The organism is Variovorax gossypii (assembly GCF_003965815.1).
Classification (GTDB): Bacteria; Pseudomonadota; Gammaproteobacteria; order Burkholderiales; family Burkholderiaceae_C; genus Variovorax; species Variovorax gossypii.
In genome coordinates, this window is the sequence record NZ_RXOE01000006.1 from 1 (window position 1) to 23233 (window position 23233).

A 23233-nucleotide genomic window follows, 5' to 3' on the forward strand; every position below is an offset into this window, starting at 1 on the left:
TGCCCACGGAGAGCGCACCCAGGAGCGTGCGGTCGGCGGTGTTGAACGGGATCAGCGCGCTGCCCGCGGGGATGTTGCCCGTGCCGGCGGCGATCGCCCGGTCGGAGACGGCGCCCGAGCCGATGGCGACCCCGCCGGCGACGGTCGAGCTGGCGTCCTTGCCCACGGCGACAGCGTCCGCAGCCTGCGCGCCGAGGTTGTCCTCGTTGCCGCCGCCGGTGGATTGCACGCTGAAGTACTTGATCTTGTTGGCCGTGATCGTGGTGTTCAGCTGGCTCACGTTCACCGCGTCGGTGGGGCCCACGCCGGGCGCCACGTTGGTGATCACCGTGTTGTTGGCGTTGATGCCCGTGATCGTCACGCTCGGGCCGCCCGTGATCGTGAGGCCGTTGTTGTTCATCACCGTGCCGCCCGTGGTCACGCTGGTGAAGCTGGGCGTCGCGCTGGTGGCGATCTGCACCTCGGCGCCGTTCTGCGTGATGGCGATGTTGTTGCCTGCCGTGTAGGTGACGGCGGTGCCCGGAGCGATGTTCTGCACGCTGGTGCCCGTTGCCGTGCCGGTGCCCGTCTGGGCCGTGGTCAGGTTCCAGCCCTTGCCGGCCGTGGTCGCCACCTCCGCGATCGCGTCGTTGGTGGCGGACAGCTGGCTGCCGTTGATGGCATCGGTGGAGGTCCCGGAGATCCTGCCGGCGGCCACGTTGGTGATGGTGCGCTCGGTGCCCGGCGCACCGACGCTGACGGTGCTCGTGGGGTTGATGCCCTGGAACTTGTGCGTCGTGCCGTTGATGGTGACGCTGGGAGTTCCCACGGCCGTCGCGGTGACCGAGCCGGAACCGAGCGCCACGTCGCCCGCGTTGTTGGCGATGGCCGTATCGCCGAAGGCGACCGCGCCTGCCGCCAGCGCCTGGCTGGTGCTGCCGATCGCCACGCTGCCCTGTCCGACCACGGTGTTCTGGAAGCCGATGCCGACCGCGCCCTGCGCCGGCGTGCCGGGCACGCCCACGGCCTGGCCGCCACCGCCGACCTTGTTGGTGTTGCCCATCGCCACGGAGCCGTTGCCGGTGGCGGTGTTGTCCAGGCCGCTCGCGATCGCGCCGTTGCCGGTGGCGGTGTTCGGGTCGCCGATGGCCACCGCGCCGTTGCCGTTGGCGACGTTGCCGGAACCGATGGCTACTGCCTTGCCGCCGGTGGCCGTCGAGCCGTTGCCGATTGCGACTGCGTCTGCGGAGTCGGCGACGGTGTTGAGGCCCATCGCGATCGCGTTGAGCGCGGAGGCCTTGGCGTTGCTGCCGATGGCGACCGCCTGCTCACCGGCCGCTGCGGCAAGCGTGCCCACTGCGGTGGCGTTCTTGGCGGCCGCGGTACCGAATCCCAGTGCGGTCCCGCGCGTGGCACTGGCGGTGGCGTTGTTGCCCATCGCCACGGTGCCATCGGCCGCTGCGTTGGCGCCCGACCCCGCCGCGACCGAGCCGACGCCGCTCGACAGGGCCTGATTGCCCATGGCCAGAGAGAAGTCCGCCGAAGCATTGGCGAGGTTGCCGAGTGCCGCGGAGCTGATGCCCGCTGCGTTGGCCAGGGGGCCTATCGCAACCGCGTTGTTCGCGCTGGCATTCGCATTGAGGCCGATGGAAGTCGTCGCGTTGCTGGCGACGCCGATGCCCGCGTTGGTGCCGATGGCGATGTTGTCGTTGCCCGTTACCAGGTTGCCCGCCGATGCCTTCAGAGTGGCGTCGTAGGCGACGCTGCCGTCGCCTGTGCCGAAGGCGACGTTGCGCGCTCCTGTGACGCCCGAACCCGCGCCGCGCATCGCGCTCGCAATGCCTCCCCCCATGGCGGTGTTCCGTGCGCCGCTGACCAGCGTTCCGGCCGCGATACCCACTGCGGCCGAACCTGCATTGGCGATCGTCGAGCCCGCGCCGGCACCCTGGCCGACCGCGACTGTGCTGTCGCCGACAGCGATCGCTTGCGCACCGAGCGCAAGCGAACTGTTGCCTTGCGCTCGAGTGCCGTTGCCGAAGGCGGTGGCCGCTTCACTGGTTGCCATTGCCTGGTTTCCCACCGCGACGGCGCGCAACGCGGTTGCCTGGGACAGGGAGCCGATGGCAACGGTGCTGAGGGCGTTGGCGGTCACGTCCGTGCCGATGCCGATGGCGCCATCGGCCAGTGCGCCAGTGGTGGGCCCGGTGCGGGCACCCAGATAGATGGAATTGACGCCTGAGCTGAAGGCCTGAAACCCCAGGGAGATCGAATTCTGTGCGGAGCTGAGGGAGTTGTACCCCACCGCGAGCCCGCCGAGTTGCTGGGCTTGCGCAAGAGAACCGAGCGCGGTGGCCCCGATCCCCGAGGCCTTCGATTCGAACCCCATGCACGAGGCGGTGCTGTTGTACGCGTTGAAAGGCGACGCCGAGCAGTCGACCGACTGCGCCTGCGCCGGGGCGGAGCATCCGGCCCAGCCCAGCGTCAGCAATGCCGTCATGACCCCCGCGCGCAGGCGCCCTGAAGGGGGCAGCGTGAGCGCGCCGTTCGCGGCGGAGGCCGCCACGCGGCTTGCGCCGCGGCTGCCGCGTGCACTGGCGGTTTCAGACGCCGCAACCCAGGCGCCAAGGGACTCGTTCCACAGAGAGCGGTAAGTTTTATTCATGAGCTCCATCCATCCGTTTGAAAGGCTGATCGAATGGCTGAAGACCATTCGGCCCCCTGGTTTTTTTAATTATTTGCAGCCGGCAAATCTAAAAAAACGAATGGAATCAAGCAATCTAAAATGTCTCTTTTTGGAGTCATTTAGAAGAATAAAAGCGAATTTTCAATTGAACCGTCAAATTCAATAGTAATCCAAAGATACCAATGAATTATTTTCTTACTATGCAATTTCTCATTTGGCAATGAAGTTATTCTTCGTAATCATCAATTCGATATCAATGACAATGAAAATGTTATTTGTCTTTGATGGGATGGACGGGTAGACGCGCCCGTACGCGAGGTGAGAGAGGAAAGGGAAGCAACCGGCCTGCAAGGCAGGATTTCATGAGTACGTTGGGATACGTTTCGACCAATTGACGGCCGCTTTTCCGAATTTCCATTGCCCGCGAACAATGACTCGCCAAAAATTATCCGAACTAAGTCGAATTAATTGCTTCACGCGCAAAAAAACAGCACCGGCAGCGCAAAAAAGCACCAGTCGGTCAAACACGCGAATCGACCTGGAACGCATGCGCACAGCGAGAAAAGAGATTTCCGGCGTTTTTCTCGACACCCCGCAATTCGAATGCTCCGCCCTCGGCGAACTCCTGGGCTGCGAGTTCATCGTCAAGCTCGAGACCGCCAACCCGATCGGCTGCTTCAAGGGACGCGGGACGGAGGTCGTGACCTCGCGGATCGCCGCGAGCCCCGGTTCCAAGGCCGCGGTAGCAGGCGGCCGGCCGGTTCAGCTCACTTCGCGAACCTGGCCGCGTACTCGCGGAACATCGCGTTGCGCTCGTCGAGCGCTTCCTGCGTGGGCGGCACCATGATCGGAGCGCCTTCGCCGGCGAAGGCCTGGCACTGCTCCACATAGGGCCGCAGGCGTTCGTGATAGAGCGGCGATGCCGCCTCCATGTTGCCGCCGGCCTCGGTCCAGGTGCTCGCCAGGAGCTCCGCCGACACCATCGCCAGCGTCGTTCCCATGCCCGACAGCAGCGCCGCGCAGTGACCCGCGTCGCCGATGACCGCGACGTTGCCGCGCGTCCAGCCCGGCATGCGGGTCTGGCTGACCGAATCGAAGTAGAAGCCCCTGGCGTCGGGATCGACGAACGCCTCGCGCATCGCGGGCACCTGCCACGCGTCGACGCGGGAAAGGAGCCGGTCGATCAGCCGCCGTTGCGCATCGAGGTCGCGGTAGTCGTAGTCGATCTCGGGGCTGGCCGCGAGCATCATTCCCTGCGGACCGTCGCCCGCATCGCGCACGGCGATCGTGAGGCCGGGCACGTTGAGCATGGCGCGGTGCCACGTCCGGTCAGCCGGAAGATCGACCAGCGCGACGTAGTGGCCGAAGTGCCGGACGTAATCTTTCTCCGGCCCGAAGGCGAGCCGGCGCACGTTGGAATGCAGGCCGTCGGCACCCACGACGAGGTCGTACCGCCCCCGCAGCCCGTCCGCGAAGACGACATCCACGCCGCTCGCCCCATCGGCGATCGCCGCGATGGAGGCCTTGAAGCGGAACTCCACGCCGTCGGGTATGGCGTCCAGCAGGATCCGGTTGAGCCGGTCCCGCGTGATCTCGATGTCGTCGTCGGTCTCGTTGGCGAACCAGCGCAGGTCGAGGGTCGCGACCTGCGCTCCCGTACCGTCGAGCACCGGCGCCGGCTCGAGGATGGCGACCTTCTCTTCCTCGATCCTCGCGAGGATGCCCATCCGTTGCGCGGTTGCGAGCGCACGACCGCGAACGTCGATGGGCGCGCCGCCGGGGCGCAGTCCGTCGGCGCGCTCCACGACCGTCACCCGGTGGCCGAGGCGGGCGAACCAGCAGGCCGCCGAAAGGCCAGCCATGCTGGCGCCGGAGATGAGAACGTCCATGGCCTGCTCCTTCGCCTGCTACAGCCTGAATTCCCTGGCCATCCGGATCACCGCCTGCTTGTCGAAGGCGTTGATGTCGTCGATCAGCTCGTTGGTGAACAGCCGGTTCGGGTCGCCGAGTTCGCTGGCCAGCTTCGGGTTCTTGCTGCTCTCGGCCGTCATCTCGATGTTGGCCTTCCACTCGGCCACCGACGACGCTCCCATGCGCTGGTCCGGATCGTCGGGCCGGCGCATCCAGCTGTTCCTGCGGTCCTTGAGGATGAATGCCAGCTCCTTGCGCGCCTCGTCCTCGCTGCGGCCCTTGGGCCTGCTCTCGGGGTACGTGGCCCAGTGCAGGTCGATCGCCGCATCGAGGTTCGCGTTCGAGAAGAGAGTCGACTTCGCGATGCCCTGGAACAGCGCCACCAGCGCCTTGCGGTCGTCCTTGAGCAGCTTGCGCGGCACGCACAGCCAGCCCGAGCCCAACTGCGCGAACTTCGGCGTGAGCGGCACGTAGCGCAGCTTCGTTCCCACCAGTTCGATGCGCGCGGCGGCGGTGTCGAAGGCCACCATCGCGTCCACGCGGTCGTTGTCGATCGCCGCGCCGGCCGGCGCGCCGTCGCCGATGGCGATGTACTCGCAGCGGTCGTCCTTCAGCCCCAGCTCGGCCAGCATGATCTTCGTGATGACGATGCCGGTGTCGCCCTGGCTGCGCACGCCGATGCGCTTGCCCGCGAGGTCCGCGGCCGACCTGATCGGGCTGCCGGGCTTCACGACGATCACGTTCGCATTGCGCGGCAGCCACTTGTAGACGCTCACCAGGTCGAGCGACGGATCCTTCGCCATCGCCGGCAGCAGGATGCCCGGCACCGCCGGCCCGAAGTCCACGTGCCCAGCGCGCAGGCTCTGCAGCGCCTGGGTCATGCTCGACATGTTGACGTACTCCACGTCCACGCCTTTCGACTTGTAGAAGTCGAGCCTGGGGTGCTGGCCCGCGGTGGTGAAGCACTGCTGCGGATCGTTCACCGCAGCGGTGTTCGCCACCTTCATCACCCGTACGCCCTGCGCCTGCGCCAGTGCCGGCAGGCCGGCTGCAAGACCGAGGGCGCCGAGGCCCAGGCCGAAATCACGTCGCGTCAACATGGCTCGCTCCTTCTTCATGCGAAAAGAAATGCGGGATCAGGAATGCGCGGCTCAGACGTTCACCGTCCGCTGCTGCGAGGCGTCGGCCGGCATCCAGTGCAGCACGCGGCGCTGGATGCGGCGCAGCAGGTCGCTCAGCACGATGCCGATCACCGACAGCACCACGCACACCGCGAAGCTGCCGCCGGTGTCGGCCTGCGCTTCCATCTGCAGGATGAGCACGCCGAGCCCCGCCTGCGCGCCGACGAACTCGCCCACCACCGCGCCCACCACGCTGAAGGCGGCGGCCATGTTCAGCCCCGCGAAGATGTACGGCAGCGCGCTCGGAAACTTCGCCTTGCGGAAGATCTGCCACTGCGTCGCCGAGAGCGAGCGCAGCAGGTCGATCCGGTCCGGGTCCACCGCCTTGAAGCCCGCGATGCTGGTCACCAGCACCGGGAAGAAGGTGAGCAGGCAGATGATCATCACCTTCGAGCCGATGCCGAAGCCCAGCCACACCACGATGATCGGCGCGACCGCCACCTTGGGCACGCTCTGCAGCGCCGCGACGTAGGGCTCCAGCAGCGCCTCGACCTTCGGCATCTGCGACACCACGATGCCGATCGCGAGACCCACGCCGCTGCCGATGAGAAAGCCCAGAAGAATCTCGGTCACCGTCACGCCGCCGTGGTACCAGAAGCCGTCCTTCGCCAGGGGCCCGGTGGCGAGGCCGCGCCACAGCGCGACGGCGATGTCGCTCACCGGCGGTACCAGGTGCTTCGGCACCTTGAAGAGCCGCACGGCCCCTTCCCACGACCCGAGCAGCGCGACGAGCAGCAGGATCGACTGCACCCGTGTCGACGCGAGAGGATTGGCGCGGCGCCGCGGCTTCTCCCTTGCCGGGATCGAAGGGCGAGCCGCGGACGGCGCGGCGGAATCGGTCTTGGCGAGCATGGCGGTGGTCATCGGGAGCCCCCTGTCAGTCGAATGAAGCTGCATGCGAGAAGCGCTCGCGGATCGATGCGGACGCGGCGGCGAAGGCGGGATGCGACATCACCTCCATCGACCGCGGGCGCGGCAGGTCGACGGGCAGCACGCGCTCGAGCGTGCCGGGGCGCGGCGACATCACGAACACCCTGTCGCCGAGGAACACCGCCTCTGGAATCGAATGCGTGATGAGCACCACCGTCTTGCCGCTTTCCATCCAGATGCGCTGCAGCTCCAGGTTCATGCGCTCGCGCGTCATCGCGTCGAGCGCGCCGAAGGGCTCGTCCATCAGCAGGATCTTCGGGTCGTGCAGCAGCGCCCGCGCGATCGAGGCGCGCTGCTGCATGCCACCGCTCAGCTGGCGCGGCAGCTTGTGCTCGAAGCCTTCGAGTCGGACCATCTGCAGCAGCTGCATCGCCCGCTCGCGCGCCTGCTTCGCGGGAATGCCGAGCACCTCGGCCGGCAGCATCACGTTCTCGAGGATGGTGCGCCATGGCAGCAGGATCGAGCTCTGGAACACCACGCCCACGTCGCGCCGCGTGCCGCGGATCGGCTGTCCGTCGAGCACCACGCGGCCGATGTCGTAGTCGAGCAGGCCCGCGAGGATGCGCAGCAGCGTGCTCTTGCCGCAGCCGCTCGGTCCCACGATGGTCACGAAGCTGCCCTGCTCGATGCCGCAGTCGATGTCCTTCAGCGCGAGCACGCCTCCACCGCCGTCGCCGAAGTGCTTGGAGAGCCCTTCGATGCGGATGTAGTCGGGGCGCCCGCGCGCGCCTGCGGTCGCGCGTTCATGGTTCGTGCTCATGGCCTGGCTCCTTCGGGTTTCAGGTCTCGATCAGGTCTCTAGGAAGCGGACGATGTGCTGCGCCAGCACCTGCGGCGCCTGCATCGCGGTGACGTGGCCGACGCCGGGCAGCAGCACCGCATCGGCGCCGCGGATGCGGCCGGCCATCGAGAGCGTCACGCTCGCGGGCACCACGCGGTCGAGTTCGCCCGCCAGCACCAGCGTGGGTGCGAGGATGTCGGCTGCGCCTTGCTCGAGCGCGGTCTGCACGGTCTCGGCTCGCCGGGTGGCACGCGCCGATCCGGGCCGTGCGTTGGCGAACAGGCGCCGCAGTTCGGGCCGCTCCGCGAGAAAGGCTTCGGGAAAGAACCAGGTCGCCAGTTCCTCCGCCGTGGCCGGCAGGTCGCGGCGCAGCTCGCCCAGGCGCCGCGCGTCGGGACACAGCTCTTCGTACGGCCTCGGCAGCGGCCATGTGCTGCCCAGCACGAGGTGATCGACCGAACGCGGATGCATCAGCGCCAGCGCCTGCGCGACGCGGCCGCCGAAAGACGAGCCGAACACGTGCGCACGCCTGAACCCCAGCGCCTTGACGAGCCGCTGCGCATCGTCCGCCAGGTCGGCGAGCGTCGACGCGCGCTCCGGCCCCTCGGTCTCGCCGCAGTCGCGCTGGTCGTAGGCGATCACGGTGAAGTGCTTCGACAGGTGCGGCACCAGCGCCGCGAACATCTGCCGCGAGGCCTCCGCGCCGTGCATCAGCAGCAGCGGCGGGCCGTCGCCCTCGCGGTCGAAGGCGATGCGCAGCTCGCCCGCCTGCACGAAGCTCGTCATGCGGCGCTCCCTTCTTCCAGGTCCATCCAGAAGGTCATCTCGATCTTCAGGCCGCGCGGATCGTGCAGGAAGAGCTGGTGGATCGCCCAGCCGGGAATGGGCGCCTCGGCGAACGGAATGTCCAGTGCGCGCAGGTGTTCGCGCATCTCGGCCAGTCCGCGCGAGCGGAACGAGATGTGGTCGACGTGGCCGGTGACGGGCCCGTCCGCATCGCCAGGTCCATCAGGCGTCGACAGGTGTGCGTAGAGATGAACGATGGGCTGGCCATCCGCGTACAGCCACGCGCCGGGCGCTGGAATCTCCGGCCGCGCACCGACCGTGAGGCGCATCACGCGCGTGTAGAAATCGACCAGCGGCGGCAGCTCGTCCGGCGTGCAGCGGATGGTGAAGTGATGCAAGGCAGTCACAGGCATGGCGTCTCCTCCTCGAAGCTGTAGGCGAGCCCAGGCGCGGAAGGCACCCATCGCGCGGCGGCGAGCGCCAGCAGCCGGATGCCGAAGAGCTCCTCCGGCTGCCAGCGCTCGCGGGTGCCGAAGACGTTGAAGGTGGCATAGCAGAGGCTGCCCTGCAGCATCGGCACGTTGACCACGCTGCGCAGCCCGTAGGCGCGCATCTGGTCGAAGTCGTCGAAGTTCTGCGCGAGCACCTGCTCGCCCTCGCCCACGAACACGCGCCCCTGCACGAAGAGACGTTCGGTCCACGGCGTGCGCGTCTTGCGCTTCGCGCCGTTGACCGGGAAGGTCGCGGCCTCCGACGAATAGAAGCGGCGCAGCAGGACCTGGCCGGCCGCGTCGCGCCCGGTCGTCACGTTCTGCTGGATGCTGAAGATGCTGCCCGGGGTGATCCGAAGGCGGCAGCCGTCGATCCGGCGCAGTGCCTCGTCGGCGCCGGCCGCCTCGGCCAGGGCGTCCAGGAAGCCGGCCGTGATGCCGGTGGTCGTCGGTGCATTGATCGGGTCCATGGGAAAAGTCTAGGACTCGCAATTCACCAAAGTGAAATAATTTCTGATAGCCCGATAACCATGGAGTTATGGCCTTGCCCACAGCCCGCGACCCCGCCGTCGAACTGCAGCACGCGCTGCTCTCGCGCCTCAAGCTGCGCCAGCTTTCGCTGCTGCAGGCCATCGACCGGCATCGCACGCTCAGCCGCGTCGCCGCCGAGATGCAGCTCAGCCAGCCGGCGATCACCAAGGCGCTGCACGAGGTCGAGGACATCTTCGGCAGCACGCTCTTCGAGCGCTCCAGCAGGGGGCTGGTGCCGACCGCCGCGGGCGACGCGGTGCTGCACTACGCGCGGCGCTGGCTGGCCGAGCTCGAGGCGACCACGCGCGTGCTCACCTCGCTCGAAGCCGGGCGCAGCGGGCGCCTGCGGCTGGGCCTCACGCAGCAGGTGCCGCAGCAACTCATGTCGGCGGCGCTCACGCACCTGCTCGACCGCTCGCCGCGCATTTCGGTGATGGTGCGCGAAGGCACCACGGACGAGCTGGTCGCCGGCCTCGTCGCGCGCGAACTCGACTGCGCCATCGGCCGCTCCTACGACGGCGATGCGAGCGGGCTGGTGCAGGAAGCCATCCACGAGCAGGAACCCTGCCTCGTGGTCGGCGCGAAGAACGTCAAGCGCCTCTCGCGCGGGCCGCTGGACTGGGCGCGGCTCGCGCAGCTCGACTGGATCCTGCCGCCGCCCAACACGCCCATGCGCAGGACCTACAACGCGATCTTCGTCGGCGCGGGCGTCCAGCCGCCGCTGCCCATCCTGGAGACCACGGCGATCCGGAGCATCGAGACGGTGCTGCGCCAGGAGCCCAACGCCATCACCATCTTCGCGCGCGACGTGCTGGCCGGCATGGAGCCCGCGGGCCACTGGGCCGCGCTCCCCTACCGCCTGAGCTGGAACCTGCCGCCGGTGAGCTTCTTCACGCTGAAGGAGCTCGAAGCCCACCCCACGGTGCGATCGCTGCGCGGCGCGGTGGTCGAGACGGCGCGGCGCATGAAGCGCTCCGCCGGCTGAACCCTTTCACGCGGACGGCCGGGCAAGCGTCGCCAGCTTCTTTCTCGCCGCCTGCAGCAGCCCGCCCTTCTCGACGGGCAGCTGCGCCTTGGTATCCCCGAGCGCGATGATCTCGTGCACGTTGTCGGCGGCGAGCTTCGAGGCCAGCGGATCGCGCGGCGACATGCCGTCGAGCCTGCCGAGCGGAATGACGTGCACCTTGAGGTGGCGACTCATGCTCTTCGACAGCTTCTGGCAGGCCGCCGCCATGGTGGCCTCGTCGGGCACGAGCTGGCCATGCACGACGAGCAGCTCCACGGTGCCCTGCGCGTCCTCGCCCAGCACGAAGGCGCGCACGACCGAGTCCTTGAACTTGGACCGCAGCATGGAACGGATCGGCTCCGCCACGGCGAACGACTTGAATGCGATGCGCCGCAGTTCGTCGTGGAAGACGAAGGAGCGATCGACCTGCAGGGTCTCGGCCTGCTCGGCCTTCGCCGCCTGCCGCTTCACCATGCCGCTCTTGACGAGATGCTCCACGGTGAGCGCCGCATCGGCCTCGCCGAGCTTCGAGCGCCTGGCGAGTTCGCCGGTCGGAAGTTGCTGATCGGGTGCCGCGTACAGGATCGCGAGGAGCTTCTGCACTTCGGGAGAAAAAAGGAAATCCGCGGCACTCATCCTGGTTGGCTACTGAGCAAAAAAGCCCGCATTATCCGGCGGCGACTTCCGCGTCATCGTGTCGATTTGCGTCCTGCTTTCGCGGGCCGCTCCGCGCCCCGGCCGCTTGCCCGAGGTACCTGCCCCAGCGCCGGCTTCAGGAGCGGTGCATGGCTGCCGAGAAAGTCCCACAGCGCAGACGCCACGGGGCCGTGCGGCCTGTCGCGCAGCCGCGCGACCACGAGGTCCTCGACGATGCCCGGAAAGTGCCGCCCCGCGATGGACAGCAGCCGCCCTTCCTTCAGCTCGGACTCGACGAGAAAGCGCGGCAGGTGGCCCCACGCCATGCCGTTCACGATGAGTTCCTTCTTCATCAGCATGTCTGGCACCGAGCACTGCGGCGCGCCTTCGACCACGTAGTGCTGCGTTTCGGGCGCGCGGCGGGCGGAGTCGCGGATCACGCATTGGGCGAAGCGCTGCATCTGCTGCGGCGTGATCGCAGCCGTGACCGGGAACGGCAGGAAGCCCGCGGCCACGACCGGCACCATCGCCACCTTTCCGAGGTCGATCCAGTCGAGGCGCACGTCGCTCTTGGCGACCCGGTGCACGATGAGATCGGCCTCGCCGTCGAGCAGGCGCTCCCACGGCCCGGTCACGGATTCGAACTGCAGATGAAGCCGCGTCTGCGGCCACGCGCCGAAGAAGCGGCCCAGCAGCTGCAGCACGGGCGTCAGCGGGCACAGGTCTCCGAGCACGACGCGGAGCTCGGCCTCCTGCCCCATGGCCAGCTGCTCGGCGTAGGTCTTCAGGTCGCCCGCTTCCCGAAGCAGCGATTCCGCCTTGCGATGCAGCGCGCGCCCTGCGTCCGTCGGCTTCACGCGGTAGCCGGAGCGGTCCAGCAGCGTGATGCCCAGCTGCTGCTCCAGCTTGGCCACCGAGGCGATCACGGAAGGGTGCGTGCGGTGCAGCCGTTCCGCCGCGGCCTGGAAACCGCCGTGGCGCAGGACGGCGTCGAAGCATTGCAGATCGTGGAGCGTGAAGGTGGATGACATCGTTGGCTCTTCATACAAAGATGGTCTGAACTTTGTAGTATCCGCCGCGCCGGTGCCTGCCTACGATGAAGCCATCGTCAAACACATCGCAAGGCCACGCACCATGGACTCGAACCTTTCCTTCTTCACCACTGGCGACGGCGTTTCCATCGCCTACCGCTTCGACGGGGACGCCGGCCTGCCGGTGCTGCTGCTGTCGAACTCCATCGGAACCGATCTGCACATGTGGGACGCGGAGGTTCCGCGGCTCGTGCGCCACTTCCGCGTGCTGCGCTACGACGCCCGCGGCCATGGCGCGTCCGGCGCACCGGCGGTGCCCTACTCGCTCGACCGTCTCGGGCGCGACGTCGTCGAGCTGCTCGACGCGCTGGGGCTGGAACGCGTCCACGTGCTCGGGCTGTCCCTCGGCGGCATCGTCGCCCAATGGCTGGGCGTGCACGTGCCGGAGCGCATCGACCGGCTGGTGCTGTCGAACACCGCCGCCTGGCTGGGCCCGGCCGGCCAGTGGGACCAGGCCATCGCCGGGTTGATGGCCGCGCCGGACATGACATCCACGGCCGACACCTTCCTGCGCAATTGGTTTCCCGCCCGCATGCTCGAGGCCCGCGGAGCCACCATCGAGGCGTTCCACAGGACGCTGCTGCGCACGCCCAGGGAAGGCATCGCCGGCAGCTGGGCCGCCGTGCGCGACGCCGACCTGCGCAGGACGCTGCGCCTGATCGCGAGCCCCACGCTCGTCATCGCGGGCGAGCAAGACACCGTGACCTCGGCCCGCCACGGCGAGGAGCTCGCGGCGGGCATTCCGGGTGCGCGCTTCGAGCTGCTGCCGGTGGTGCACCTATCGAACGTCGAGCAGGGCGAGCGCTTCGTCGAACTGGTGCTGGGGTTCCTGGGCGCCGATGCGGAGGCCCGCAAGGAGCCTGTTCCGGAAGCCGGCTGAAGGCCTGGCGCGCTCAGGCCCGGGCAATGAAAAAAGGCCTGCTCCCGAAAGAGCAGGCCTTCAGTGACAAGTCCGGGTAACCGGCTTCAGAACGGAATGTCGTCGTCCATGTCGTCGAAGCCCGACGACGACTTGGCCGGTGCCTGGCGCGGAGCCGGCGCCGGAGCGCGCGGTGCAGCCGCGGGCGCACGCGGGGCGTAGCCGCCACCGCCGCCACCACCACCACCGCTGCCTTGCGAGTAGCCGCCGCCACCGCCACCACCGTAGCCGTCGTCATCGCTCGGGCCCGACGGGCCGCCCTGGCCCTGGCGGCTGCCGAGCATCTGCATCTGATCGGCGCGGATCTCGGTGGTGTACTTTTCGATGCCGTCCTTGTCGGTCCACTTGCGCGTGCGCAGGCTGCCCTCGACATAGACCTGCGAGCCCTTGCGCAGGTACTGGCCGGCGATTTCGGCCAGGCGGCCGTTGAAGACGATGCGGTGCCACTCGGTGGCCTCGCGCATTTCGCCGCTTTGCTTGTCCTTCCAGCGATCGGTGGTGGCCACTGTGACGTTCGCGACCTGGTCGCCGCTCGGGAATGTACGCATCTCGGGGTCGCGCCCCAGATTGCCGACGACGATGACTTTATTGACCGATGCCATATGCACTGCCCCTGATAAGTAGATGGAGGAGAAGGTTGAGAAGAACCCTCGATTGTGCCCCAAGGCGACCGCCCGTACTCCCGCCGGATGCCAGAATGGGCCTTTGCGATGAATCGGGAACCTGACTTTTTCGAGCATCTGCGCGCCGAGCTGTCGAGCGGGCGCGTCTGGCTCGACCGCGTCATCGTGCTGGGCTACGCCATCGCGGCAGGCCTCTTCGTGGTGGGCTTCACGCTGGCCAGCGACTGGGTCTTCGGCGAGTTCCACCGCTTCTACCGCGCCTGGCCCTGGGCGGTGCTGCTGACCACGCCGCTGCTCACGGCCGGCATCGTCTGGTTCACCCTGCGTTTCTTCCCCGGAGCCGGCGGCTCCGGCATTCCCCAGATCAAGGCCGCGCTGCATCCGGCCCTGCCCGGCGAGCGGCGCTTCGTCTTCGCCTCGCTGCGGCTGACGGTCGCGAAGATCGGACTGGGCGTGGCGGGTTTCGCGGCCGGCCTGTCGATCGGGCGCGAAGGCCCCTCCGTGCAGGTGGCGGCGGGCGTGATGCAGCATGCGCGCCGCTGGCTCTCGCCCAACACGGCCATCGACGGGCGCGCGCTGCTGGTGGCCGGCGGTGCCGCCGGCATCGCGGCGGCATTCAACGCACCGCTGGCGGGCGTGGTGTTCGCCATCGAGGAACTGTCGGGCCGGCTCGAGGCGCGCTCCAGCGGACTGATCATCACGGCCATCGTGCTGGCGGGCCTGGTGGCGGTCTCGGCCTTCGGCAACATCAGCTATTTCGGCGTGATCCGCGTGCCCCGGCTGGGCTGGGACGTGCTCGCGCCCGGCCTGCTGGTCACGCTGCTGAGCGGCGCCGCGGGCGGACTCTTCGCGCGGCTGCTGATCGCTTCGCTCACGGGCACGGCCGGACGCTTCAATCGCTGGCGGGCGCGCTTTCCGGTGCGATTCGCGGCCGTGGGCGGACTGGCGGTAGCCGTCATCGGGCTGGTCACGGGCGGCGTCACCTTCGGCGCGGGCTCCGAGGCGGTCAAGCAGATGCTGCAGGGCCACGACGAGCTCACGCCGCTGTACACCGTGCTGAAGTTCGTCGCCACCTGGCTCACGGCCTGGTGCGGCGTGCCGGGCGGCATCTTCGCGCCGTCGCTGTCCATCGGCGCGGGCATCGGCGACGCGGTGGCCCGGCTGGCCAGCAGCGAGCAGGGGCCGGCGCTCATCGCCATGGGCATGGCCGGCTTCCTGGCGGCGGTGACGCAGGCGCCGCTCACCGCCTTCATCATCGTCATGGAAATGGTCGACGGCCACTCGATGGTGCTGAGCCTGATGGCCGCCGCCATGCTGGCCAGCCTGGTCTCGCGGATGATCAGCCGCCCGCTGTACGACACGCTGGCCGAGCACATGGTGGGCCGGGCGATCAGCAGTGGGGGCAGCGGGGGTGGCACCGAAGCGGTGCAGCCGCCGCCATCGCCGGAAGTCCCCACGCCCAAGCCTCCAGAGCCCGGCCACTCGCCATGAAATCCCCGGCGGTCTATCATGTCCGGTTGCCCTCGGACGATCGCCCCCTTGAATTCAAAAACCACTGAATACACCGACGCCGACGCGGAAAGCGCTCGCGACGCGGAACTCGAACGCAATACCTACCTCGGCGCGGTGCTGGCGCAGCAGCGCATCAGCATCCGGGGTGCGCGCACGCACAACCTGAAGAACGTCGACCTCGACATCCCGCGCAACAAGCTGGTGGTCATCACCGGCCTGTCGGGCTCGGGCAAGTCGAGCCTGGCCTTCGACACGCTGTATGCGGAAGGACAGCGGCGCTACGTCGAGAGCCTGTCGGCCTATGCGCGGCAGTTCCTGCAGTTGATGGACAAGCCCGACGTCGACGTGATCGAGGGCCTCTCGCCCGCCATCAGCATCGAGCAGAAGGCCACCAGCCACAACCCGCGCTCCACCGTGGGCACGGTGACCGAGATCCACGACTACCTGCGCCTGCTCTACGCCCGCGCCGGCACGCCCTACTGCCCCGACCACCACCTGCCACTGCAGGCGCAGACGGTGTCGCAGATGGTCGATGCGGTGCTGGCATTGCCCGACGAGCCCCGGCTGATGATCCTGGCGCCCGTGGCGCGCGAGAAGAAGGGCGAGTTCCTCGAGCTCTTCGCCGAGATGCAGGCAGCCGGCTACGTGCGCTTCCGCGTCGACGGGCAGACCTACGAATACAACGACCTGCCCAAGCTCAAGAAGACCGAGAAGCACGACATCGACGTCGTCATCGACCGCCTGCGCGCGCGCCCCGACATGCAGCAGCGCCTGGCCGAGAGCTTCGAAGCCGCATTGCGCCTGGCCGAGGGACGCGCCATCGCGCTGCAGTTGGGCGCCGAGGGTGCGCCCGACAAGGAGCACCTGTTCAACGCCAAGTTCGCCTGCCCGATCTGCCACTACTCGCTGTCGGAGCTGGAGCCGCGCCTGTTCTCGTTCAACTCGCCCGTGGGCGCCTGCCCCAGCTGCGACGGCCTCGGCCACCGCGAGGTGTTCGATCCGGCGCGCGTGGTGGCCTTTCCATCGCTGTCGATGGCCAGCGGCGCCGTCAAGGGCTGGGACCGCCGCAACGGCTACTACTTCAGCATGATCGAGAGCGTCGCGAAGCACTACAAGTTCGACGTCGACGCGCCCTTCGAATCGCTTCCCGCCTCGGTGCAGCACGTGCTGCTGCACGGCTCGGCCGCCGAGGAGATCAAGTTCAACTACACCATGGAGTCGGGCAACTTCGCGGGCAAGAAGCTCACGAAGAAGCATCCCTTCGAGGGGATCATCCCGAACATGACGCGGCGCTACCGCGAGACCGACTCCGTGATGGTGCGCGAGGACCTCGCGCGCTTCCGCAACCTGCAGCCCTGCCCCGACTGCGGCGGCTCGCGACTGCGGCCCGAGGCGCGCAACGTGTTCCTGGTCGACGAGAGCGCCGCCGACAACGGCGCCGAGCGTCCGCGCATGGCCATCTTCGAGCTCAGCCGCCTCACGCTGCGCGATTCGCTCGACTGGTTCCAGAAGCTCAGGCTGCGCGGCGCCAAGGCCGACATCGCCGACAAGGTGGTGCGCGAGATCGGTCTGCGCCTGAAATTCCTGAACGACGTGGGCCTGAACTACCTGAGCCTGGACCGCAGCGCCGAAACGCTCTCTGGCGGCGAGGCGCAGCGCATCCGCCTCGCCTCGCAGATCGGCTCCGGACTCACCGGCGTGATGTACGTGCTCGACGAGCCCAGCATCGGCCTGCACCAGCGCGACAACGACCGCCTCATCGGCACGCTCAAGCACCTGCGCGACATCGGCAACAGCGTGATCGTGGTCGAGCACGACGAGGACATGATCCACGCCGCCGACCACGTGATCGACATGGGCCCCGGTGCCGGCGTGCACGGCGGCCGCGTGATGGCGCAGGGCACCTACACCGAGGTTTCGTCCAACCCTGACTCGCTCACCGGCCAGTACCTCTCGGGCGCACGAAAGATCGAAGTGCCCAAGCACCGCACCGCCTGGCTGCCGGCGACGAAGCAACCCGCCTTCCATGAAGGCAAGAAGCCCCCGCGCTTTCCGCCCAGCCCCGCCGCCGAGCGCCGCGCCGCGCGCGAGGCAGCGCACCTGGCGACGCAGACCGACCTGCAGGAAATCCGCGTCGTCGGCGCCACCGGCAACAACCTGAAGAACGTGAGCGTGGCCTTCCCCGTCGGCCTGCTGACCTGCGTGACGGGCGTGTCGGGCTCGGGCAAGTCCACGCTGGTGAACGACACGCTCTACACCGCGGTGGCGCGCACGATCTACCGCGCGCACGAGGAACCGGCCGCGCACGAGTCGGTGGAAGGCATCGAGTACTTCGACAAGGTCATCAACGTCGACCAGAGCCCCATCGGCCGCACGCCGCGCAGCAACCCGGCCACCTACACCGGCCTGTTCACGCCCATCCGCGAGCTCATGGCCGAGACCAACACCGCGCGCGAGCGCGGCTACGGCCCGGGCCGCTTCAGCTTCAACGTGGCCGGCGGGCGCTGCGAGGCCTGCCAGGGCGACGGCGTGGTGAAGGTCGAGATGCACTTCCTGCCCGACGTGTACGTGCCCTGCGAGGTCTGCCACGGCCAGCGCTACAACCGCGAGACGCTCGAGGTGCTCTACAAGGGCAAGAACATCGCGCAGATCCTGGAGATGACGGTCGAGGCCGCGCACGACTTCCTCAGGGCCGTGCCGACAATCGAGCGCAAGCTGCGCACGCTGCTCGACGTGGGCCTGAGCTACATCAAGCTGGGCCAGTCGGCCACCACGCTGTCGGGCGGCGAGGCCCAGCGCGTGAAGCTCGCGCTGGAGCTCAGCAAGCGCGACACCGGCCGCACGCTCTACATCCTTGACGAGCCGACCACCGGCCTGCACTTCGCCGACATCGAGCTGCTGCTGAAGGTGCTGCACCAGCTGCGCGACGCGGGCAACACCATCGTCGTGATCGAGCACAACCTCGACGTCATCAAGACCGCCGACTGGCTCATCGACATGGGCCCCGAGGGCGGTGCCGGCGGCGGCACGGTGGTGGGTGAGGGCACGCCGGAAGACATCGCGGCGAACGAGGCGAGCCATACGGGGCGGTACCTGAAGCGGCTGCTGAAGTAGCCGCGCCCTGCACGAATGCACGGGCCGCGCCACAATCGCGCCCCATGCCTTCCTTCACCCCGCGCCAGTTCGTCATCCTCGTTCTCCTGACCCTCGCGTGGGGCTTCAACTGGCCGGTGATGAAGCTCGGCGTGGCCGACTACCCGCCGCTGGGCTTCCGCGCGATCTCGATCTGGCTCGGCCTGCCGGTGCTGGCCATCGCGCTGGTGTGGCTCAAGGTGCCGTTCCGCGTGCCGCGCAGCGCGTGGCCCGAGCTGGTCTGGCTGGGCGCCACCAACATGTTCGTCTGGCACGCCTGCATCATCCTCGCGGTGAAGGCACTCTCGGGCGGGCGCGCCGCGATCCTGGGCTACACGATGCCGGTGTTCTCGGCCGTCATCGGTGCGCTGCTGTTCTCCGCCGCGCTCACGCGGCGCGCGTGGCTGGGCGTTGGCGCCTGCGCGGTCGGCGTGGGGCTGCTGCTGTGGCACGAACTCACGAACCTGTCGGGCCGGCCCGGCTACGTGGCGCTGGCACTGGTGGCCGCGGCCACGTGGGCGCTGGGCACGCAACTGCTGCGCCACACGCGCATCGGCCTGCCGACGCTCACGCTCTCGTTCTGGATGACCGCGATGACGGCCGTGGTGATGACGGTGCTCTCGCTGCTCTTCGAGCGCGAGCAGCTCTACTGGCCGGGCCGCGTGGCATGGGGTTCGATCCTCTACAACGCGGTGCTGATCTTCGGCTTCGCCCACGCCGCGTGGTTCTACCTTGCGCGCGGCCTGCCGCCGATCGCGTCGACGCTGAGCGTGATGTTCATCCCGGTGCTCGGCGTCTTCAGCGGCGCGGTGTGGCTCGGCGAGGCCGTGCACTGGCAGGACTGGGTGGCGGTGGCGCTGATGATGGTGGCCATCGCCTCGGTGCTCTGGCCCTCGAAGACAGCCAGGAGCTGAACCCAGACCTCAGGTGGTCGTCTGCACGTGCAGGCGGCTGGTCTTGCAGCGGTGCAGCGCGCGGTAGTGCTCCAGCGGCCTGCCATTGGCGCCGTAGGCGATCGACTCGATGCGCAGCAGCGGCTCGGGCTGCGGCAGGTTGAGCAGGTCGCAGGTCTCGGCGTCGGGCAGCACGGCGTCGATCCAGCGTTCTGCGCGCACCAGCCGCAGGCCGTACTGGCGGCGCAGCACGTCGTAGAGCGAGCGGTCGTCCAGGCGCGTGCGGTGCAGGCCGGGCGCCAGGTCGGCGGGCACCACGGTTTCAACCAGCAGGCGCAGCTCTCCGTCCACGCTGCGCAGGCGCTTGAGCGCGACCACCTGCGTGTCGTCGGTCAGGCCGAGCGACGCGGCCTCCTGCTCGGTGGGCGCGCGCAGCTCCTGCGCGAGGATCTGCGTGCGCACCGAGCGGCCCTTGCGTTCCATCTCGTCGGAGAAGCCGAGCACGGTGGAGACGAAGTCTTCATCCCGCTCGCGCGCCGACACGAAGGCACCCCGACCCTTGATCTTGTAGATGAGGTTGTTGCGCACCAGGTCGGCCAGCGCCTCGCGCACCACGATGCGCGAGATGCCGAACTGCTCGCCCAGCTCGGCTTCGGACGGCAGCTTGGCGCCGATGGGCAGCACGCCCTGCAGGATCTGCATGCGCAGCGCGTCGCGGAACTGGGCCCACAGCGGGGACTCGGAGTCGCGGTCGAGGACGGTCGAAATTTCGGTCTGAGAGTTCACGTCGAGGGCTGGCCCATGGCCTGAGGAGTCATCAATGATGCATCGAAAGATGCCGGCGCATCGGCCGCCACCGGCGAAAGCCGCACGCCGTGGCGCTCGCGCAGCGCGGTGGCGCAGGCCTTCAGCTCGGCATGCTGCTGCGCCGAGTCCCAGCCCAGCGCCTCGGCGGCGATGCCGGCCATCTCGGCCAGCGCGGCGTCGGTGACGAGCCCGCGAATTGCCAGCAGCGTGCGCCGGATCACGAGGTCGTCCAGGTGCACCACGCCGGTTTCGAGACACAGGTACGAAAGCTCGGCGACCGAATAGTCGGGCGCATGACGCAGCGGCATGTCGCCCGAGGCGGCCAGGCGCTGCGCCAGCGGCAGCGCCTTCGATCCGTAGCGCCGCAGCAGCACCTGCGCGCGCGTGCGGCTCATGCCCGAGGCGCCGACCATGCGCTCGACGAAGCGCTCGGCCGCCTGCGCATCGGCCGGCAGCTCGGCACCGCCGCCGATGGGCAGCATGTCCGTCGACGCCGTGCGCGGACGGCCCAGTTGCTTCAGCACTTCGTTGGTGGCTTCCTCGGCGAGCGCGCGAAAGGTGGTCCACTTGCCGCCGACGAGGCCGACGACGGGAATATCGCGCGTGGCGCTCGGCGGATCCAGCACCACCGAGTGGTCGCGCGAGATCTGCCCCGGCTTGTCGGCGTCGGAGCGCGCGAGAGGCCGCACGCCGACGTACGTGTAGACGACATCGCCGCGGTCGAAGCGCAGGTTCGGGAACACCTCGGCCAGCACTTCGAGCAGGTAGTCGACCTCCTCCGGCTCGGTCGCGATCTTGTCGGGGTCTTCCACCGGGATGTCGGTGGAGCCCACCAGCACGCGGTCGAGGAAGGGATAGACGATGCACACGCGCCCGTCCACCGCCTCGAAGTAGGCCATGCGGCCTTCGAGCGCATCGCGCAGCGCGGGATGGTCGAGCACGAGGTGCGAGCCCTTGGTACCCATCACGCGCGGACCGCCGCCGCCGAGCACCGCGGTGCTCCGGTCCAGCCAGGCACCGCTGGCGTTCACCACGGTGTCGGCCGTCACGCGCACCAGAGCGCCGGTGATCTCGTCGCGCAGCGTGATGATGTTGCCCGCGCAGCCCATCACGCGGCAGTAGTTGGTGGCGGCCGAGCGCGGCTGGTCGCGGCAGGCATCGCCGATCAGCTCGAGGATGAGCCACTCGGGGTGGCTGATCCACGCGTCGAAGAAGGTGGCCGTCCAGCGCACCGCCGCGCGGAACAGGCTGCGGTCGCCCGGCGGCACGCGGCTGATGCGGTGGTTGGGCATCACGCGCTGGCGACGGCCCAGCAGGTCGTACAGGCGCAGGCCCGCGGCCACCGCCAGCAGCCCGCGCGTGCGCTGCGGCGGCGTGCGACCGAAGAACTTGAGCGCGCTGCTCATCAGGCCGCCGAAGAAGCTCGACAGCGGCACCACCGTCTTCAGCGGCTGCACCAGATGCGGCGCGTTGCGCAGCAGCAGGTTGCGCTCGCGCGTGGCCTCGGCCACCAGCGAGAAGCTGCCGTTCTCCAGGTAGCGCAGGCCGCCGTGGATCATGCGCGAGGGCGCGCTGCTGGCGCCTGCACTGAAGTCGCCCTTGTCGACGATGAGGCAGTCCACGCGCTGCAGGCACAGGTCGCGGAACACGCCCACGCCGTTGATGCCGGCGCCGATGATGACCGTCGAGAAATGGCGGTCCGCCAAAGAAGCAGGACGAACGAAAGGCAGTTGCCAGGCGCTCATCGGGCACCTCCCGCCAGATGGGAAAACACAGGAGACATGGTGTCGATCAGTTCGTTGAAGCCGGCGATGAAGTCGGCATGGGCGCGCGCCTGGGCTGCGTCGGGTGCGACGGTGTCGCAGGGCGCGAGCAGGGCGCTGCCCTGCTCCGCGCGGTCGATGCCTTGCGACATGGCGGCGTAGATGGCGGCGCCGCGCGCGCCGGTCTCGTCGTCGGCGCAGCGCTCGACCGGGTGGCCGAGGAAGCCCGCCAGCAGGCGCACGAGGCGCGTGTCGCTTGCGCCGCCGCCGAGCACGGTGGATGCGGACACCGGCAGCCCGCAGGCCGCGAGGCGCGCCGTGTGCCGTGCGTGCAGCGCGGCAACCGCATCGACCACCGCGCGCGCCATGTCGCCGCGCGTGTGATGGCTCTTCAGGCCGACGAAGCCCGCCGTCACGCCACCGCCGCCGTTGACGAAAGGCAGGAAGCGCAGGCCGCCGGCACCCAGCGGCACCGACATCGCCAGGTCGACCACCGCGCGCGAATCGGGCAGCCCGAGCACGCCGGCCAGCCATGCGATGTTGGCCATCGACGAGGGGCTGTTCTCCATGTAGAGGCGCTTGTCCTCGCGTCCGAAATTGACGACGGCGGCCACCGCGGGCTTGGGCTCGATCACCGGCCCGATGACGGCGTTCACACACCAGGTGCCGAAGACCGACACCGCGCGCGAGCGCCCCTCGGCGCAGATCGCGGTCATCGAGGCGAGCAGGTCGATGGCGCCCATCGCCACGGGAATGCCGGCGGGCAGGCCGCACAGCGCGGCTTCCGAAGGCCGCAGCCTGCCGACGATCTCGCCGCTGGGCACCAGCGGACCGAAGACGCGCGGGCCGAGATCCGCGATGCCGGACGCATCGAAGGCCGCCTGCGACCAGGTGCCCGTCTCGATCGACACAAGCCCGGCGGTGCTCGCATCGCTGGCGTCGGTCGCGATCTCGCCCGTCAGCAGGAAGCCGAGGTAGTCCTTCGCGAACATCAGCCGGCGCACCGCGCCGCGCTGCACGGCATCGGTGCCCAGCAGCTCGGCCGCGATCACCGTGGGCTGGCCGGGCCAGGGCTGGCAGCCCACGTCGGCGAAGAGCGCAGGGCCGTGGCCGAGCGCGAGGGAGCGGGCACGCGCGTCGGCGCGCTGGTCGGTGGAGGCGACGGCGCGTCCGCCCACGAGCTCGTTGCGCGCGTCGAGCGCATAGAGCCCCGCGCCGTGGCCGGTGCAGCCGATGGCGCGGACCTCCGCCACGCGGTCTCCGAGTTGATGGGCGACGTCGCGCAGCACGTGGGTGAGCGCTGCGCGGATGGCCGTCGCGCTCACTTCGCATCCCCCTCCGGGCAGCCGGTCGTGCGGCAGTGGCATTCGGGACAGGGCGACGGAGCGGCCGCTCCCGGCTTCGAGGGCCAGGGCTTTCAGGCTGCTCGACCCCATGTCGATGCCGATCAGTATGTTTGGCTTCATGTCATAACAGCTTCGGCTGAATAAAAGCACCTTGCCAGTAGCGTTTCCCCTAGTTATCCCTGCAAACGGCCAGCGCGTACATTCTAGCCTGTCATAACAACTGATGTGACAA

19 protein-coding genes are annotated in these 23233 nt (G+C 68.7%); 5 read left to right on the plus strand and 14 right to left on the minus strand.

All coding sequences use genetic code 11. The annotated features are described in order from the left end of the window. From EJP69_RS20660 to EJP69_RS20695, 8 genes are all read right to left on the minus strand, one after another. Positions 1-2641 (minus strand): ESPR-type extended signal peptide-containing protein (locus EJP69_RS20660; RefSeq protein ID WP_276318392.1); only part of this gene is annotated, 2641 nt, incomplete at its 3' end. Positions 2642-3429: 788 nt separating this feature from the next. Beyond that, positions 3430-4551, minus strand: a complete 1122-nt coding sequence (locus EJP69_RS20665) for an FAD-dependent monooxygenase (protein ID WP_126472345.1) — start codon at positions 4549-4551, stop codon at positions 3430-3432. An 18-nt stretch (positions 4552-4569) separates the two neighbouring features. Further along, complete coding sequence (locus tag EJP69_RS20670) at positions 4570-5673, minus strand: ABC transporter substrate-binding protein (protein ID WP_170217202.1); 1104 nt, start codon at positions 5671-5673, stop codon at positions 4570-4572. A 51-nt stretch (positions 5674-5724) separates the two neighbouring features. Continuing rightward, complete coding sequence (locus tag EJP69_RS20675) at positions 5725-6618, minus strand: ABC transporter permease (protein WP_170217203.1); 894 nt, start codon at positions 6616-6618, stop codon at positions 5725-5727. 13 nt (positions 6619-6631) lie between these two features. Then, the gene (locus tag EJP69_RS20680) at positions 6632-7444 is read right to left on the minus strand and encodes an ABC transporter ATP-binding protein (protein ID WP_126472348.1); all 813 of its coding nucleotides are present in this window, start codon (positions 7442-7444) and stop codon (positions 6632-6634) included. 30 nt (positions 7445-7474) lie between these two features. Next, the gene (locus tag EJP69_RS20685) at positions 7475-8251 is read right to left on the minus strand and encodes an alpha/beta fold hydrolase (protein WP_126472349.1); all 777 of its coding nucleotides are present in this window, start codon (positions 8249-8251) and stop codon (positions 7475-7477) included. Further along, positions 8248-8664, minus strand: coding sequence for a VOC family protein (locus EJP69_RS20690; RefSeq protein ID WP_126472350.1), 417 nt, complete (start codon positions 8662-8664; stop codon positions 8248-8250). Before EJP69_RS20690 ends, EJP69_RS20685 begins: the two co-directional genes overlap by 4 nt. After that, on the minus strand, positions 8655-9212 hold the full coding sequence (locus EJP69_RS20695; protein ID WP_126472351.1) for a GAF domain-containing protein: 558 nt from the start codon (positions 9210-9212) through the stop codon (positions 8655-8657). Before EJP69_RS20695 ends, EJP69_RS20690 begins: the two co-directional genes overlap by 10 nt. Positions 9213-9286: 74 nt before the next feature. On the opposite strand from EJP69_RS20695, the gene EJP69_RS20700 reads away from it, so the two are divergent. Then, positions 9287-10258: a LysR family transcriptional regulator gene (locus EJP69_RS20700; RefSeq protein ID WP_126472352.1), complete on the plus strand. Its 972-nt coding sequence runs from the start codon at positions 9287-9289 to the stop codon at positions 10256-10258. 6 nt (positions 10259-10264) lie between these two features. Here EJP69_RS20700 and EJP69_RS20705 read toward each other — a convergent pair whose 3' ends face one another. Together EJP69_RS20705 and EJP69_RS20710 are read right to left on the minus strand one after the other, a co-directional pair. Then, complete coding sequence (locus EJP69_RS20705; protein ID WP_126472353.1) at positions 10265-10915, minus strand: hypothetical protein; 651 nt, start codon at positions 10913-10915, stop codon at positions 10265-10267. Positions 10916-10968: 53 nt separating this feature from the next. Next, positions 10969-11946: a LysR family transcriptional regulator gene (locus EJP69_RS20710; RefSeq protein WP_126472354.1), complete on the minus strand. Its 978-nt coding sequence runs from the start codon at positions 11944-11946 to the stop codon at positions 10969-10971. A 103-nt stretch (positions 11947-12049) separates the two neighbouring features. Here EJP69_RS20710 and EJP69_RS20715 point away from each other — a divergent pair, with 103 nt between their 5' ends. Continuing rightward, the gene (locus EJP69_RS20715; protein WP_126472355.1) at positions 12050-12886 is read left to right on the plus strand and encodes an alpha/beta fold hydrolase; all 837 of its coding nucleotides are present in this window, start codon (positions 12050-12052) and stop codon (positions 12884-12886) included. Between the two features lie 86 nt (positions 12887-12972). On the opposite strand, the gene ssb is transcribed toward EJP69_RS20715, so the two are convergent. Further along, on the minus strand, positions 12973-13527 hold the full coding sequence (gene ssb / locus EJP69_RS20720; RefSeq protein ID WP_126472356.1) for a single-stranded DNA-binding protein: 555 nt from the start codon (positions 13525-13527) through the stop codon (positions 12973-12975). A gap of 108 nt (positions 13528-13635) precedes the next feature. Here ssb and EJP69_RS20725 point away from each other — a divergent pair, with 108 nt between their 5' ends. Genes EJP69_RS20725 through EJP69_RS20735 form a run of 3 tightly spaced genes read left to right on the plus strand, consistent with a single transcriptional unit; the run spans position 13636 to position 19106 of the window. Further along, complete coding sequence (locus EJP69_RS20725) at positions 13636-15039, plus strand: chloride channel protein (protein ID WP_126472357.1); 1404 nt, start codon at positions 13636-13638, stop codon at positions 15037-15039. Between the two features lie 18 nt (positions 15040-15057). Next, complete coding sequence (gene uvrA / locus EJP69_RS20730) at positions 15058-18174, plus strand: excinuclease ABC subunit UvrA (RefSeq protein WP_093209058.1); 3117 nt, start codon at positions 15058-15060, stop codon at positions 18172-18174. A gap of 44 nt (positions 18175-18218) precedes the next feature. Then, on the plus strand, positions 18219-19106 hold the full coding sequence (locus tag EJP69_RS20735) for a DMT family transporter (RefSeq protein WP_126472358.1): 888 nt from the start codon (positions 18219-18221) through the stop codon (positions 19104-19106). Positions 19107-19115: 9 nt separating this feature from the next. On the opposite strand, the gene EJP69_RS20740 is transcribed toward EJP69_RS20735, so the two are convergent. From EJP69_RS20740 to EJP69_RS20750, 3 genes are read right to left on the minus strand one after another with little or no spacing between them, the layout of a single operon-like run. Further along, positions 19116-19871 carry a GntR family transcriptional regulator gene (locus EJP69_RS20740; RefSeq protein WP_126472359.1) on the minus strand — a complete coding sequence of 252 codons (756 nt, stop codon included), beginning with the start codon at positions 19869-19871 and terminating at the stop codon, positions 19116-19118. Further along, positions 19868-21637 (minus strand): glycerol-3-phosphate dehydrogenase/oxidase, encoded by a 1770-nt coding sequence (locus tag EJP69_RS20745; RefSeq protein ID WP_126472360.1) that lies wholly within the window; start codon positions 21635-21637, stop codon positions 19868-19870. The genes EJP69_RS20740 and EJP69_RS20745 overlap by 4 nt, the downstream gene beginning before the upstream one ends. After that, positions 21634-23121 carry an FGGY family carbohydrate kinase gene (locus EJP69_RS20750; protein WP_126472361.1) on the minus strand — a complete coding sequence of 496 codons (1488 nt, stop codon included), beginning with the start codon at positions 23119-23121 and terminating at the stop codon, positions 21634-21636. Before EJP69_RS20750 ends, EJP69_RS20745 begins: the two co-directional genes overlap by 4 nt. Positions 23122-23233 lie beyond the last annotated feature (112 nt).

Bases quoted from the DNA above. Each gene is read 5' to 3' on its own strand.
- EJP69_RS20665 (WP_126472345.1), bottom strand. From the start codon at position 4,551: ATGGACGTTCTCATCTCCGGCGCCAGCATGGCTGGCCTTTCGGCGGCC.
- EJP69_RS20670 (WP_170217202.1), bottom strand. From the start codon at position 5,673: ATGTTGACGCGACGTGATTTCGGCCTGGGCCTCGGCGCCCTCGGTCTT.
- EJP69_RS20675 (WP_170217203.1), bottom strand. From the start codon at position 6,618: ATGACCACCGCCATGCTCGCCAAGACCGATTCCGCCGCGCCGTCCGCG.
- EJP69_RS20680 (WP_126472348.1), bottom strand. From the start codon at position 7,444: ATGAGCACGAACCATGAACGCGCGACCGCAGGCGCGCGCGGGCGCCCC.
- EJP69_RS20685 (WP_126472349.1), bottom strand. From the start codon at position 8,251: ATGACGAGCTTCGTGCAGGCGGGCGAGCTGCGCATCGCCTTCGACCGC.
- EJP69_RS20690 (WP_126472350.1), bottom strand. From the start codon at position 8,664: ATGCCTGTGACTGCCTTGCATCACTTCACCATCCGCTGCACGCCGGAC.
- EJP69_RS20695 (WP_126472351.1), bottom strand. From the start codon at position 9,212: ATGGACCCGATCAATGCACCGACGACCACCGGCATCACGGCCGGCTTC.
- EJP69_RS20705 (WP_126472353.1), bottom strand. From the start codon at position 10,915: ATGAGTGCCGCGGATTTCCTTTTTTCTCCCGAAGTGCAGAAGCTCCTC.
- EJP69_RS20710 (WP_126472354.1), bottom strand. From the start codon at position 11,946: ATGTCATCCACCTTCACGCTCCACGATCTGCAATGCTTCGACGCCGTC.
- EJP69_RS20715 (WP_126472355.1), top strand. From the start codon at position 12,050: ATGGACTCGAACCTTTCCTTCTTCACCACTGGCGACGGCGTTTCCATC.
- ssb (WP_126472356.1), bottom strand. From the start codon at position 13,527: ATGGCATCGGTCAATAAAGTCATCGTCGTCGGCAATCTGGGGCGCGAC.
- EJP69_RS20725 (WP_126472357.1), top strand. From the start codon at position 13,636: ATGAATCGGGAACCTGACTTTTTCGAGCATCTGCGCGCCGAGCTGTCG.
- uvrA (WP_093209058.1), top strand. From the start codon at position 15,058: ATGTCCGGTTGCCCTCGGACGATCGCCCCCTTGAATTCAAAAACCACT.
- EJP69_RS20735 (WP_126472358.1), top strand. From the start codon at position 18,219: ATGCCTTCCTTCACCCCGCGCCAGTTCGTCATCCTCGTTCTCCTGACC.
- EJP69_RS20745 (WP_126472360.1), bottom strand. From the start codon at position 21,637: ATGAGCGCCTGGCAACTGCCTTTCGTTCGTCCTGCTTCTTTGGCGGAC.
- EJP69_RS20750 (WP_126472361.1), bottom strand. From the start codon at position 23,121: ATGAAGCCAAACATACTGATCGGCATCGACATGGGGTCGAGCAGCCTG.